Raw genomic sequence first — 12,837 nt, 5'->3', positions numbered from 1 at the left:
CCACCTGCAGCCTACGCCTTGGCGACTCGCGAAACCGAAGAAGTTTCCATCGTCGACCTCATACCCGCTTTGAGGGCTTTCGCCCGCACCTTCTGCCGCACCCCCGATGATGCCGACGACCTGGTCCAGGAGACGCTGACCAAGGGCTTGGCCAACATTGACAAATTCGAAGCTGGAACGCGCATGAAGTCATGGCTCTTTACGATCATGCGCAACACCTACTACACGCGTGTCAGGGCCGCGGTGAGGGAAGCGCCCGGCCTGCTCGACTGCGCATCGCTGCGGCCGATCTCGGAAGCGACGCAGGAATGGTCCGTGCAGGGCAAGGAGGTCCACCAGGCCATCCAGAGCCTTCCTGAGCACCAGCGCGAGGTTCTGATGTTGATAGGCGTTCTGGGCGTCAGCTATGAGGAAACGGCCGAAATATGCGGTTGCGCGGTGGGAACCGTGAAGAGCCGGCTCAACAGGGCACGCGCCGGCGTGCTGGAATACCTTGGCGAAAGTTCCTCGCAAACCCTGATGGAAAGGCGCAGCTATCTGTCCGAAGGACAACTGGACTTCGAAGCCGAGAGGCGCCGCTAATACACGTCACGTTAGTTGCTGGTCTCGCGCAAGTGCCTTTCGACAAGCGCATGCTGCAACTCGATCGCAAGTTTGGTCAGCCGGTCAGGAACCCTTTCCTGCTCGATGGCCGCAAGCAAGGAAGCGATTTCCCGGTCTATCGTCAGATCGGCACGCGTGCTGACGGAATCTTCCCTTGAGCGAGACATCGCGCTCTCTTGGCAAATGTTGGTCCCTTCACCTCACTCTGGTGGCAACAGTGCGAGTTTGCAAGAATTTGCAGGGCGTCCATGCGACCGGCTTCGGTCCTTGCACAGCTTCGTCAGCGGTTGGGTTCTCGCGGTGTTTCAATTGCTCGCCGGCTGCAAGCCATATGCCGCCGCAACGATCAGTCTTCAGGCCGCCGATCCGCTGAATGATCCTGGTACTGCTCGGACTTGACCCGATTGCCGTCGAGCCCACGCTCCTTGGTGTGCTGCTTCTTGTCTCTGTTGGACAGAACGGCGTTCTCTCCGATCTTGTCCTTGGGAAGATCCGTCATCGCGCCAGCGCCAGCGCCTTTGCCGTGACTGCCGCGACCGATGTGCTTCTTGCTTCCGGACGCCATCTTGTCCTCCTTCATACCGTCGAATAGCGGCTTTTCCCGTTCGGCATCCGAACCAGCGTTGGGCCGCAATGTTCCGCCGGAAATCGTAAGCAGGAAGGCATCGCCGTCCCAGTGCCGGAACGGCTTTTCGCCGTCGACGAGGACTTGCATGCCATTTGCGTTGGCGAAGTTATGGACATCGGCGCGATCCAGCGCCGGCGAGCCGCGATATGAATAATTCAAAAGCGCGGCCATCCCCGGCCTCTTCAGCACGCGCGCGATTTCCACGAAATGTCGCTCCGCAAGGCCGGCCAGCACCAGATAGGGAAAGCTGTCGACGGCCAGCACGCGGTCGAAGCTTGCATCGCAAAAATCGGCAAGATCGAAACCGCGCGTAGGGCGGAATTCTACGTTGCCGAGCCCGGCGCATCGCCGGCGGGCGATCGAGATCATCGCTGGGGATATATCGCTGCCAACGATTCGGTGCGACAGAGCGGAGAGCGCCTGTTCGAACCGACCGATACCACAGCCGATATCCAGTATGTCGCGGCCGGTGCCGGTAAAGCCTCGCCTCTCCAGCCATGCAACGATCTCAGCCGTAGCGGCAGAGAGGTTTTCCTCATTGCCCAGCGATGACAGCTGGACGCTCGCCGCCGGGGAGATCGCCGCCGCCGCGTCAAACCCAGCCGCCAGCCGCTTGACGATCGCATCGTCGGTCTCGTCCTCGCCACGCTCGTGCCGAACGGCGCCACCTGTTTTGCGCAGCGTGGCGAAGATCTCGGGCCTGCGCCGAAGCAGGTCGGCAATCCGTTGCAGTTTTGCCGTGTTTCGCGGGTCAGCCGAGTGCGTGTTTTGCGCAATCTTCGCCAATTCTGCAGCATCGATTCCTGTCTCGAAACGGAGAGCCAGCCTGGCGATGACGGCTTCGACGCCGGCACCGTCTGCCATGCAATCCTCCAGCACCCGCCTTGCTGATATCGACCGCCGAGATTCTGGCTGGGTCGCGCTCATCGCCCTTTGCTCCGCGTCCAGATCTTGCGCATCGTCCACCGGTCGACGGCGCCCCAGCTGTACTTGTAGGCCTCTTGTCCGCGCAGAAAATCGAACTCTTCCGCGCCTTCGCAGATCGCCTGCCTTATCGCTTGGCCGATGAGCAGCGCGCCGGGACTTTCATCGGCATAGGCCGGATCGAAGCCACCGAGATAAGCGCAAGCGCGGCCACGATGATGGAACCCGTAATAGGCGCCCACGATCGCGTTACCGATCGTGACAAGCCAGCATCGGGCAAGCACCTGTGCGACCAGCTGCGGCAGCGCCTGACGGTGGAATGCTTCCACGCGGGAATCGGACAGAACGCCGTCGCCGTGTCCGGCCCAGCGCGCGCGGTGAAGGCGGATCAGGTGGTCGAGGAATATCTGCGGATCGGACAAAGCGGGTTCGATGGAGACACTGCCGCGTCTCGACGCGGCCCTGTGGGCGCGCCGCAATTGGCGCCTCCGCCGTGCCGGAACGCAGCCTTGAAGCGTCTGGTCGCCAGCGAGGGCGAGCACCGGGCAAGCGGCGTGACCGACGGGTTGGCACGATTCGAGCGCGGCATGCCTGATGGCAAGGCCGGCGCCGCCGGGAGGCAGATCCTGCAAGATCCACTGTGACCAGCCGACGGAAAGAACGGCGCCACCGATGACTGCGCCGACCGGTTCGGCCATCTCGGGAAGACAAAGGACATCCAGATAGTCGCTCAACGAAATGCCGAGCGGAAGCAATCGCGCGCCGGCGTCGTGGCGTTCCAGATAGAGTGGCGCCAGGCCGACCAGATCGTCGCCACGCCAGACGGCGACCGTCGCTAGCTCGCCGGGAGCAAATGTCCGCCACCATGGCAGCAACCATGCGGGAGACTGGAACGGCGTCGCCGAGGGACTGCGCGACCAAAGTTCCCACCAGTGCGGCTCGAGGGCTTCGAGGTCCGCCGGATCGTCGATGATCTCACTGCGGAGCATGTCCTGCTCACCTCGCCGTCGCGAGCTGCCCGCTGTCTGTGCCGAGCCGTGCCAGCGCCCGATAGGCGTCCATGTAGGAGGAAACCATGCGGTCGAGTGAAAAGCGCCGCCGCGCCTCGGCTCGGCAGGTCTCGGGGTCCAGGCTGGGTGCGGCAGCGATGGCTTCGGCCATCTCGTCGACATCCCCGACCAGATACCCGGTCTTGCCGTGCTCGACCACATCCGGCAGTGCGCCATTCGGGAAGGCCACCACGGGGGTGCCGCAGGCGAGCGCCTCCATTGCGACGAGCGAACTGGTCTCCGCGGCAAGGCTCGGGATGACTAGGCAGCGGGCTGTATTCAGCAGGCGCCGCTTGGCGACAAAGCCGAGCGGACCAAGGAAGCGGCGCCGGTCGTCCAGCCGGGGTTCGACCTCGTCGCGAAAATACGCTGTGTGCGTTTCATAGGGGTAGACCTTGCCACCGATGACCAGCGGCACGCTGGCCTTCTTGGCTGCGTCGAGCGCCAGATGGATGCCCTTTTCCGGGCAGACGCGGCTGAGCACGAGCGCAAAGTCGTGTTTGGCCTGCGGCTCGCTCAGCGCGTCGACGTCCACTCCGTTGGGAATCGGCCCAATCAGCCTGGCTCCCGGCGGCGCGGTTCTTTGCTGAGCCGCCGATACCGCATGCAGCCACAGATCCTCCCGCGCCGGATTGAGAGCGTCGGCCGGATACCAGTCGAGCGGCAAATGCAGGGTCACCAATGTCGGCCCGTCGCCCGGCAGATAGGCATCGAAATCGATACCGTGCAAATGGACCACCTCGATTGGCCAGCGAGCGCGCGCGGTGGCAATTGCGGCGCAATGAGCACGCTGCGCCCGGCGCTTGGCCGCTTCATCGAGCACGCCCGGTTCGGCCGGCGTCTCGATGAGGACACCCGCAGCGCTCGAGCCCTGGCAGCCGATCACGATCGAGCGGTGTCCGGCCTGTACGAGCGCCTGGTCGAGCATCGACAGCACCTGCTCGGCACCACCGACCGCATCCGGCCCGACCGGGGCGAGGGGATAGGCGACGTTGAGGATGGTGAGCGTCATGGCTGGAGGGCCGAAGCTCCTCACGCTGCGGAGGCGCGCAGCCTGCAGACCGAAGGGGCAGCGATGCTGCCGGCATATCGGCGCGTCATTGCCGCGCAGAAGTCGGCGAATTCCTCCGGCACCAGCGGCGGACTGCTGTGGTGCGGCATCATTCCGCGGTGTTCCGGCGTGAAGCAGAAAGTAACCGTCACGTCGAAGTCGGCCAAAGCCTCCATCTGCCGGTCGAACCAGTCAAGTGCGTTCGGCCTGAAGCTGTCGGCCCAGGAAAGCCCGGTACGCAGATTGGTGACGCCGAGGCGTTTCATCCAGGCAACGGCGTCGTCCAGCCGGTGATCTTCGAAATGGAACCACTGCACCAGTCCCATTGCCGGCGTGTGGTGAAGGAACTCCTCGAGCGCGGGCTTTGGCGTGCCGTCCTGGCGGAGCAGGCCCATGTAGAAATGGCGGTAGTAAGACGAGCCTTCCGCCTCGCGATGGCGTGTCGTCGCTTCCCACTCGCGCGGCAGGTCGTAGAGGCTGTACCATTGGATGCGCGGCGCGTTGCCGATCAGCAATTCCGCGGTCCGGCGCAGGCCCCAGACCTGTACCTCCTCGGCGCCGAAGGTCGATACGCCGACCTCGCTGACCCATACCGGAAGATCGGTGACAGCCGAAATCTCGCCGATCTTCTGCGGCCATTCGTGGATCTGCCAGAGGTTCCAGTCGAGCGGAAAGCCGTGCACGGCGACTGCGTCGACATGATCGAGCACGCCGAATTCCTTCATCCGTGTCATGAAGCCGGCATCGATCGGCGAGATGCCGCCAAGGACTTTGGTCAAGGCCGGATTCTCCAACGCGATCGCGTCGGCGGCCAGGATTGCCGTAGCGGCGAAGCGGCTCCAGTCGGGGTCGAGCTCGGGATCCCAGTGGGATTTGTTGTTGGGCTCGTTCCAGATCATCGCGGCTTCAATCATTTGTCGGTCCTTTCGACGGGTAGACGGCGCCGCCGCCGGCCGGCACGTCGCCGGTGCGGCAGAAATAGACCTCCTGCTCCGGTTGCAGCACGATCTCGAAGCCGGCGCTGCGCAGCATGGCTTCGGTGCAGGCGCGATTGGGAATCCACCAGTTGGTCGGGTCGTCGGCGTAACGATGCTCGATGAAATGTAGCTTTGGGAACTCCGGCCGGTCGAACAGGTCGTGGGTCCAGAAATGATAATTCTGCTCGAGCGCCGGCACGTTGGTGCTGCCGCGCTGCATCGACTGGAAGATCATCAGGTCCCGGGCGACGTGCTCCCGGATCAGATCGAGTGCGAGCAAGGGATGGCGCAAATGGTAGAGCACGCCCATGAACAGCACGATGTCGAACCGCTCATGCAGGGCGCCAACGTCGTAGACCGAGAGCTGCCGGAATTCGATGTCGCAGTCTGCTACCTCGGCGGCAAAGCGCGCCTGCGCCAGGTAAGCCTCATCGAAATCGATGCCAAGCACGCGGCCGGCGCCGCGGCGTTTCATCTCGATCGAATAGAAACCCGCATTGCAGCCTATGTCGAGCACCGCCTTGCCGGAAAGATCGGCGGGAATGGCGTCGGCGAATTTGCGCCATTTGATCAGCGGATAGTTGCCAAGGAAATGGTCGGGAGCGGTTTCGATGCCGGCCAGTTCCATATTGTGGAACCATGGGCCGAGCGCATCGATACGGCGGCGGATTTCGGCATCGGAATGCAGCATGGCTAGCCTCTTTCGCCTGCGAGGACAGGGACGTGCTGGTGGCTGGGCAGCGTAATGTCGACTTGATCGTCCCTGGTACCGGCGGCGCTTTCAAGCAGGCGAAGTGCGGTGCGGTAGCCGTTGAAGGTGCCGACGTCGACATAGGCGGTGCCAGCCTTGATGCCGCAGGCATCGCCTCCGGCGGCGAGATAGGCATTGACCAGCGTGCCGATATATTCGTCGCACCGGTCCCGTTCCCGCCACAGCGCGGCGAGCTGGTGAAGGGTGCGGCCGGGCATCTTGAACGCACCCCAGATCCAGTTCGATTGGGCATTCTGCTGCTTGACCTGGATTTGCTTCACCCGGCTGTCCTGGTCGACAACAACGGCGTCGAAGAACTCCGGCTGGTCCACCGGAAACAGCAGGAAGGACAGGCCGTCGTCCGGGAGGGCCAGGAAGCCGTCTTCGGGAAACCAGATCGTATCAGGCAACCCGACCAGAACGGTCTCATCGGCTGTGACGAGCGGTGCGGCACGGAAGATGGCGTCGCAAAGGCCGACCGGAGAGGGCTGCACCACAAACAGCGCAGTCGCGTCGGCATAGCCGGCAGAATAATATTCGAGGATATCCGACTTACCCGAGCCGATGACGAAGCAGATCTTGTCGGCCCCCGCGCGCACCATGCGGCGCACCAGGTATTCGCTGACCGCGCAAGGCCGTTCGGTGTTGCCGTCGATGCGGCTGCCGACCGGCAGAAGCTCCTTCGAAAAGCCGAGCGGCTGGATGCGGCTTCCCCGTCCGGCTGCGGGCACGATGCCCAACATCAAACTGCCTCCTTCAACGGCTCGCCATGCGTGGAGCCGTGCAGTGCATCGGACAGGATGCGGTCGAATTCCTTCGCGCGCCGTGCCGAGGTGTGTTCCTCCAGCACCCGCTCGCGCGCTCGACGGCGGATGGCGTCAAGCTCGGCGTCGGACAGGTCGAGCGCGGCGACCACGTCGTCGGTGCTGTTCGCCACGACGATCTCTTCGCCGGGCCGGAAAAAGGCCTCCAGTCCCGGCCATGTGTCGCTCACCATCGCGGCACCGCAAGCGGCGGCTTCGAACAGCCGGCCAGATGGGCACCAGCCCCTTTCTGCCATCGCCTCGCGGGTCACATTCAGAGTCAGCCGTGATGATGAAAAGAAGGCGGGGTGGTCGGCGGGCGGCAGGTGACGGACGAAGAAAATATTGTCGCTCCACGGGAATTCCTGCGGATATTGTGCGCCGCCAATGATGAAGCGGCGCTCCGGCAGGCGCGCAGCCGGACTGACCAGCAGCCTCTCGACCCCGGCCTGGCGGTCTGCCGCATAGGTCCCGAGATAGGAAAGGTCGCCGGCAAACTCCGGCCTGGGCGGAGCCGGCCGGTGTCGCTCTGGATCGACATGGCCGTAGAGCGGCATGACGTGGCGCGCACCCAGCATCGACCTCAATGCGTCGATCGCGGTTCCTCCCGTGTAGCTCAGCACGAGATCGAAATCGCGAAGCCCTTCCGGCCCGAAATAGGCCGGAGGCTCACCTTGTTCGATCCGCGCCAGCGTCACCGGCGTGTCCAGATCGTAGAACACCTTCAGTCCGCGGCAGGCCTGGTGGGCAAGGCGCGACGCGCTCACGGCATCGGGGCAATAGGAGGTGACGATGACGACATCGGCCTCACTCATCGCCTGCTCGGCAACGCTCTGGATGTCCTGCCAGTCCGGATAAAGGACAATGCTGCCGCCATCCAACTGATCGAGGTCGCGCGTCCCGGCATAATAGGGAGTGTTGCGTTCGAAGAAGGTGATGGACCAGCCCAGCCCGGCCATCGCCCGGATCAATCCGCGCCACAGTGTGGCGTGCCCATTGCCCCACGACGATGTCACGGTAAGACCGAAAATAGCCATACGCATCCGGCAATTCCTCGTCAGGCAGCTTCGTTGAGTCTGATCAGCTTCGACCCCCAGTCCCCCCAAACAACCGTGGTGATCGAGGCTGGGTCGATATCGAAGCGAAAGCAGTTCCCCAGCGACAGGCCGAGCACCTTGCACACGGCGGCCTTGATGACGTCGGCATGGCTGACCAGTGCGACGCCCTGGTTCTGGTAGGTGCCGCGGACCTGCTCGATCAATGAGACGACGCGTTGCTGCACGTCCAGCATGGTCTCGCCGCTCGGTGTTCTCGCCTGCTGACGCTGGTCGTTCCACACCCGCCAGTCGGCATCCTGGTTCAGCTCCTCGAAGGTCTTTCCCGACCAGGTGCCGAAGTCGATCTCATCGATCTCCTCGCGGATCGCGATTTCACCGGCATTGCAGGCGAGCGCGATCGGATTGGCAGTCTCCTGCGTGCGTTCGCGCGGGCTGCAGAAGATTGCCGCTATCGCCTCACGTGCCATGCGGTCTGCCAGATGCGAGGCCTGTGCCTTGCCGGCTTCGCCGAGGCAAACGCCGGCCATCCTTCCGGCAAGATAACAGCCGACATTGTCGTGCGCGGCGTGGCGCACCAGAAAGAACGTCGTCGTCATTCCGCGGCATCGAGCATCGGCTCGTCCTTGCCGGCGATAAAAGAGAGCGTGCGCTGGCGCGCTTCCGCGTCGGTGAACTGCTCGGGCGGCGATTTCATGAAATAGCTGCAGGGACCGGTCAGCGCGCCCGCGATACCGCGGTCGAGCGCCAGCTTGGCGCAACGCACCGCATCGATGACGACGCCGGCCGAATTGGGCGAATCCCACACTTCCAGCTTGAGCTCGGCATTGAGCGGTACGCCGCCGAAGGTCGTGCCTTCGACCCGGATATAGGCCCACTTGCGGTCGGTCAGCCACGGGACATGGTCGCTCGGCCCGACGTGAATGTTGCCGGGCTCCAGGGGAACGTCGATCTGGCTGGTGACGGATTGCGTCTTTGAGATCTTCTTCGATTCCAGCCGCTCGCGCTCCAGCATGTTGAGGAAGTCGGTGTTGCCGCCGAAATTGAGCTGGTAGGTGCGATCGATGCGCACGCCGCGCTCGCGGAACAGGTTGGCGAGCAGCCGGTGGACGATCGTCGCACCGACCTGGCTCTTGATGTCGTCGCCGATCAGCGGCAGGCCGTGCTGCTCGAAGCGCCGGCGCCACTCCGGCCGCGAGGCGATGAAGACGGGTATACAGTTGACCAAGGCACAGCCCGCCTCGAGCGCGCACTCGGCATAAAAGCGCGTTGCCTCCTCCGAACCGACAGGCAGATATGACACCAGGATTTCGGCGCCGCTTTCGGCGAGGATCTTGCTGATGTTGGCGACGGGTTCGTCGGCCTCCACGATCTCGTCACGCAGATATTTGCCGATGCCATCCAGCGTCGGTCCGCGTTCGACGCGGGCGCCGGTAGGCGCTACATTGGCAAAGCGGAAAGTATTGTTCGGCGCGCTGTAGATCGCGTCGGCCACATCGCGTCCGACCTTGCCCTTGGCGACGTCGAAAGCGCAGACCACTTCGATGTCCTTGACATGGTAGCCGCCAAGATCGGCATGCATCAGCCCGGGTATGGGCTCATTGCTTCTTGCGTCGCGGTAATAGGTGATGCCCTGAACAAGGGAGGAGGCGCAGTTGCCGACGCCGACTATTCCGATCCGAACTTTCTTCGATCCCACGAAACCGCTGCCTATGCTGTTGAAGGTAAGTTCTTCGTGCCAAACCGCCTGCCTCGCTGATTGTTCCTTGCCGGCTGCAAAAATCGTGCAACCGATGGTGGATCAAAGTAGCGCTCGCCGAGTTGTGCAGTGAGGCCAACCGGGACGGGACAATGATCGTCTATGGCGACCACAAGCGAATTGAGAGCGCGCGACATGTTCGCAGCTCGGCCTGCGAAGCGGCCGGGCACATTGCGGACATGCCCAGCGGGATCGAACGCCACGCAGCCCTGGTCGGCCTGTTCATCAAGACCTCGGAATTGGTCCGGGGCCTTGCCGATGCTGAATTCGAGGCCAACGGCATGGACAGGAATTCCCGACAGCGGATCGCGGGCGCAAATCTCCTGGTCGGCTTGGCCCGGGACGTGGGCAGATCGTGGAGGGCCGGATTCGCCGTCGACGGCCCGATCGATGCCGACGTGCCGCGAATGCTGGCCGAACTCGATTGCGACGGCGAAATCCTCATCGGCACGGCCGAGGGCTACGCCCATTACGCGCTCTATCCGGAAAGCTATTTGGTCGCCGCGCGGCAGTCGGGTCTCGATGCGAACACATGCGTAATCGGCATCCGCAGCATCGGCCTGGGGCTTGCAGCGATGGTGGCTGCAGCCATCGGCGCACAGGCACCCGTCGGTGTCCGTCCGATCGGTCATCCGTTTCGCAGGCGGCTTGCCGCCGATCCGGAACTGATCGGCGGCTGGAGGACAAGGCCATCGGCCCATTTCGCTGTCGTCGATGAGGGCCCGGGCCTGTCCGGCAGCTCGTTTCACGCCGTCGTCGCATGGCTGCAAGCGCTGGATATCGATGCCGGGCGCATCCATCTGTTCCCCAGCCATTCGGGTGGGCCGGGTCCCGAGGCATCGGCGGACATCCGTGAGGCATGGACGGTTTGCCAAAAACACACCGCGGATTTCGAACGGACTTTCCCCGCGGGATCCGCTCTGCCGGCGCTGCGGGATTGGGTGGCCAGGACGATCGGCCGCACAGCGGTCAGCCTGATGGAAATATCCGCCGGAGAGTGGCGTCGCTTGCATTATGGCTCGCAGGATCATTGGCCACCCGTCCACCGCGGCTTAGAGCGGCGAAAGTTTCTTGCTTCTGCGGGCCGGGAAAAATGGTCGGTCAAATTCGTCGGCCTCGGTGAAATCGGAATGCACAAGGCCGAGACTGCCAGGAGGCTGCATGACGCAGGCTTTGGCCCGGAAATTGCCGGGCTGTGCCATGGCTTTCTCGTCGAACGCTGGAGCGACGGTGCAACGCTGGAGCGGGCAAGGCATTCGAAACAAAAAATGGTCGCTCATCTGGCGCGCTATCTCGCCTGGCGCGCAGCCAATCTGCCCGCCTCCGGGCCGGGTGCCTCGCTGGAGGCGCTTGCCGACATGGCCGTGCGGAATACCAGCGAGGCGCTGGGCGAAAGCCGCGCGGCGGAGCTGCGGAACTGGTTCTCGAAACAGGCTTCACCAAAGACCATGCAGCGGGTCGAAATCGACGGGCGGCTTCATCCGTGGGAGTTCATCCTTTCGCGCGGCGGAACGCTGATCAAGACGGACGCCCTCGACCATTGCCGATCGCACGATCTGATCGGCTGCCAGGACATCGCCTGGGACATTGCCGGCGCCCGTGTCGAGTACAGCCTCTCCGACGCGGCGACTGCGGCACTGTGCAAAGCTGTCGAGGCGACTACGTCTCGTCCCGTCGATGCCAAACTGGTCCACTACTACGAGCCCTGCTATCTCGCCTTCCAGCTTGGCTTGTGGAGCATGGCTGAGCGATCGGGCGATGATCGGGAACAGATCCGGCTGGCGGCCGCGGCAAGACGTTACGCTGCCGCGCTGCTTCGTTTCCTGGAAAGCCAAGGCGACCTGCGGCCCTTCGAGCCCGATCAATCCAGCCGGCGCAGCATATCCGCTTCCTTTTCGAGGATGGCGGCTACCTCCTCGCGCTGAAGATGCGTCATCATCAGGCTCACACAACATTCCAGATAGGTGATAGAGGCGCGCCGCAGGAAGGCAGCCGTCTCCTTTGCGGCCATTTGTTCGATGTCTTTGGCGGATCGCTTCGGATGCACAGTCGTCTCCATGCCGGTACCTTGGCAGAACCAGAAGCTGGACGGGTTGTTCCCGCGACGAGAAAAAGTGACCAAATCCGAAACGACCGCGCGATCATACAGCGGCCAGACGCTCCTCGCCTCAGGCCGGCAGGTTTTGCAGCCGGCCTGATGCAGAACGCACGGTGGCGGCAATTCGACGTCTTCTGTCGATCATCTGCGCCGTCTCAAGCTCGGCAAAATAGCCGATCGTGTGCATCAAACCCTGCCTGAGCGGCACTTTTGGCGACCAGCCGAGAAGCTTTCTCGCGCGGGAAATGTCGGGTTGCCGACGACGAGGATCGTCTTGCGGCAGCGGCAGGAATTTCAGGCCCGATTTGGTTGCGGTCATGCCTCTCACCAGGCTCGCCAGTTGCAGGATGGTGAACTCCCCCGGATTGCCCAGATTAACCGGCTGGCGTGGATTGGGATCGACCTCCATCAGCCGGATCAAGCCGTCGACCAGATCGGAAACGTAGCAGAACGACCTGGTCTGCAGCCCGTCGCCGAATATCGTCAGCGGCCGTCTCTCGAGTGCCTGCATGATCAGATTGGAAACGATCCGTCCGTCCGCAGGGTCCATCCTGGGACCATAGGTGTTGAAGATGCGCGCGACACGGATATCGGCCTTTCCCATTCTCAAATAATCGAAGCATAAGGTTTCGGCGGTGCGCTTGCCTTCGTCATAGCAGGCGCGGGGCCCGATGCAGTTCACGTGGCCGACATAGTCTTCCTTCTGCGGATGCTGTTCGGGATCGCCGTAAATTTCGCTGGTGGACGCCTGCAGGAACCGGGCGCCATTGCGGGCGGCGAGCTCCAGCAGATTGAGCGTTCCGATGACGCAAGTCCGCGTCGTATGGACCGGGTCGGCCTGGTAACGCGGCGGCGAGGCCGCGCACGCCATGTTGAAGATGCGGTCAACCGGTTCGCCAAGCTCCAACGGTCGGCAAATGTCTTGCTTGATCAGCCGAAAATCCGGACGATCGGCGATCGATGCTATGTTCTCCATGCGGCCGGTAAGGAAATTGTCGACGCAGATCACGCGCCAGCCGGCCTGGAACATTGTCTCGCAAAGATGCGAACCGAGGAAACCTGCGCCGCCGGCGACAAGCACGGTCTTGGTCCGTTGCGCCTTTCTTGATAGCTGCATCTCTATCTTCTCCCGTCTGCGG

Annotated in this window: 14 protein-coding genes and 1 pseudogene; 3 read left to right on the top strand and 12 right to left on the bottom strand. The window is 63.1% G+C overall.

Annotated features, from left to right (window positions below):
- Window positions 1-18: 18 nt before the first annotated feature.
- Complete coding sequence (locus NKH33_RS02475) at window positions 19-582, top strand: sigma-70 family RNA polymerase sigma factor (protein ID WP_352488584.1); 564 nt, start codon at window positions 19-21, stop codon at window positions 580-582.
- Between the two features lie 50 nt (window positions 583-632).
- Window positions 633-761 (top strand): hypothetical protein, encoded by a 129-nt coding sequence (locus tag NKH33_RS02470; protein ID WP_352451525.1) that lies wholly within the window; start codon window positions 633-635, stop codon window positions 759-761.
- 188 nt (window positions 762-949) lie between these two features.
- On the opposite strand, the gene NKH33_RS02465 is transcribed toward NKH33_RS02470, so the two are convergent.
- The 10 genes and pseudogenes from NKH33_RS02465 to NKH33_RS02420 form a co-directional block, all read right to left on the bottom strand.
- A complete protein-coding gene (locus NKH33_RS02465) occupies window positions 950-1,168 on the bottom strand; it encodes a hypothetical protein (protein WP_023676213.1) in 219 nt (72 codons plus the stop codon).
- Between the two features lie 225 nt (window positions 1,169-1,393).
- Window positions 1,394-2,095 (bottom strand): annotated as a pseudogene (locus NKH33_RS02460) (class I SAM-dependent methyltransferase); the annotation flags it as partial.
- A 59-nt stretch (window positions 2,096-2,154) separates the two neighbouring features.
- The gene (locus tag NKH33_RS02455) at window positions 2,155-3,144 is read right to left on the bottom strand and encodes a GNAT family N-acetyltransferase (RefSeq protein WP_352472870.1); all 990 of its coding nucleotides are present in this window, start codon (window positions 3,142-3,144) and stop codon (window positions 2,155-2,157) included.
- 7 nt (window positions 3,145-3,151) lie between these two features.
- Entirely contained in the window at window positions 3,152-4,216 is a 1,065-nt protein-coding gene (locus tag NKH33_RS02450; RefSeq protein WP_352472871.1) for a glycosyltransferase family 4 protein, read from the bottom strand.
- Window positions 4,217-4,236: 20 nt separating this feature from the next.
- Window positions 4,237-5,169 (bottom strand): glycoside hydrolase 5 family protein, encoded by a 933-nt coding sequence (locus tag NKH33_RS02445; RefSeq protein ID WP_352542039.1) that lies wholly within the window; start codon window positions 5,167-5,169, stop codon window positions 4,237-4,239.
- On the bottom strand, window positions 5,162-5,923 hold the full coding sequence (locus NKH33_RS02440; RefSeq protein ID WP_352472873.1) for a TIGR04290 family methyltransferase: 762 nt from the start codon (window positions 5,921-5,923) through the stop codon (window positions 5,162-5,164). Before NKH33_RS02440 ends, NKH33_RS02445 begins: the two co-directional genes overlap by 8 nt.
- Before the next feature lie 2 nt (window positions 5,924-5,925).
- Window positions 5,926-6,726 carry a nucleotidyltransferase family protein gene (locus NKH33_RS02435; RefSeq protein ID WP_352472874.1) on the bottom strand — a complete coding sequence of 267 codons (801 nt, stop codon included), beginning with the start codon at window positions 6,724-6,726 and terminating at the stop codon, window positions 5,926-5,928.
- Window positions 6,726-7,829, bottom strand: coding sequence for a CgeB family protein (locus NKH33_RS02430; protein ID WP_352472875.1), 1,104 nt, complete (start codon window positions 7,827-7,829; stop codon window positions 6,726-6,728). Before NKH33_RS02430 ends, NKH33_RS02435 begins: the two co-directional genes overlap by 1 nt.
- 14 nt (window positions 7,830-7,843) lie before the next feature.
- On the bottom strand, window positions 7,844-8,440 hold the full coding sequence (locus NKH33_RS02425) for a histidine phosphatase family protein (protein ID WP_352472876.1): 597 nt from the start codon (window positions 8,438-8,440) through the stop codon (window positions 7,844-7,846).
- Window positions 8,437-9,540 carry an inositol-3-phosphate synthase gene (locus tag NKH33_RS02420; protein ID WP_352472877.1) on the bottom strand — a complete coding sequence of 368 codons (1,104 nt, stop codon included), beginning with the start codon at window positions 9,538-9,540 and terminating at the stop codon, window positions 8,437-8,439. Before NKH33_RS02420 ends, NKH33_RS02425 begins: the two co-directional genes overlap by 4 nt.
- A gap of 239 nt (window positions 9,541-9,779) precedes the next feature.
- On the opposite strand from NKH33_RS02420, the gene NKH33_RS02415 reads away from it, so the two are divergent.
- Window positions 9,780-11,525 (top strand): hypothetical protein, encoded by a 1,746-nt coding sequence (locus NKH33_RS02415; RefSeq protein WP_352918091.1) that lies wholly within the window; start codon window positions 9,780-9,782, stop codon window positions 11,523-11,525.
- Here the strand turns inward: NKH33_RS02415 and NKH33_RS02410 are convergent.
- Window positions 11,462-11,659: a hypothetical protein gene (locus NKH33_RS02410; RefSeq protein WP_352542038.1), complete on the bottom strand. Its 198-nt coding sequence runs from the start codon at window positions 11,657-11,659 to the stop codon at window positions 11,462-11,464. The genes NKH33_RS02415 and NKH33_RS02410 overlap by 64 nt on opposite strands.
- Before the next feature lie 109 nt (window positions 11,660-11,768).
- Window positions 11,769-12,815 carry a UDP-glucuronic acid decarboxylase family protein gene (locus NKH33_RS02405; RefSeq protein WP_352472879.1) on the bottom strand — a complete coding sequence of 349 codons (1,047 nt, stop codon included), beginning with the start codon at window positions 12,813-12,815 and terminating at the stop codon, window positions 11,769-11,771.
- Window positions 12,816-12,837: the final 22 nt, after the last annotated feature.

The organism is Mesorhizobium sp. M1182, assembly GCF_040318335.1.
Taxonomy (GTDB): domain Bacteria; phylum Pseudomonadota; class Alphaproteobacteria; order Rhizobiales; family Rhizobiaceae; genus Mesorhizobium.
The sequence above is the reverse complement of the archived record's forward strand: the minus strand, read 5'-3'. Positions and strand labels throughout refer to the sequence as shown.

Coding starts and splice junctions, on each gene's coding strand:
- NKH33_RS02470 (WP_352451525.1), top strand. CDS start 633: ATGCTGCAACTCGATCGCAAGTTTGGTCAGCCGGTCAGGAACCCTTTC.
- NKH33_RS02465 (WP_023676213.1), bottom strand. CDS start 1,168: ATGGCGTCCGGAAGCAAGAAGCACATCGGTCGCGGCAGTCACGGCAAA.
- NKH33_RS02455 (WP_352472870.1), bottom strand. CDS start 3,144: ATGCTCCGCAGTGAGATCATCGACGATCCGGCGGACCTCGAAGCCCTC.
- NKH33_RS02450 (WP_352472871.1), bottom strand. CDS start 4,216: ATGACGCTCACCATCCTCAACGTCGCCTATCCCCTCGCCCCGGTCGGG.
- NKH33_RS02445 (WP_352542039.1), bottom strand. CDS start 5,169: ATGATTGAAGCCGCGATGATCTGGAACGAGCCCAACAACAAATCCCAC.
- NKH33_RS02440 (WP_352472873.1), bottom strand. CDS start 5,923: ATGCTGCATTCCGATGCCGAAATCCGCCGCCGTATCGATGCGCTCGGC.
- NKH33_RS02435 (WP_352472874.1), bottom strand. CDS start 6,726: ATGTTGGGCATCGTGCCCGCAGCCGGACGGGGAAGCCGCATCCAGCCG.
- NKH33_RS02430 (WP_352472875.1), bottom strand. CDS start 7,829: ATGCGTATGGCTATTTTCGGTCTTACCGTGACATCGTCGTGGGGCAAT.
- NKH33_RS02425 (WP_352472876.1), bottom strand. CDS start 8,440: ATGACGACGACGTTCTTTCTGGTGCGCCACGCCGCGCACGACAATGTC.
- NKH33_RS02415 (WP_352918091.1), top strand. CDS start 9,780: ATGCCCAGCGGGATCGAACGCCACGCAGCCCTGGTCGGCCTGTTCATC.
- NKH33_RS02410 (WP_352542038.1), bottom strand. CDS start 11,659: ATGGAGACGACTGTGCATCCGAAGCGATCCGCCAAAGACATCGAACAA.
- NKH33_RS02405 (WP_352472879.1), bottom strand. CDS start 12,815: ATGCAGCTATCAAGAAAGGCGCAACGGACCAAGACCGTGCTTGTCGCC.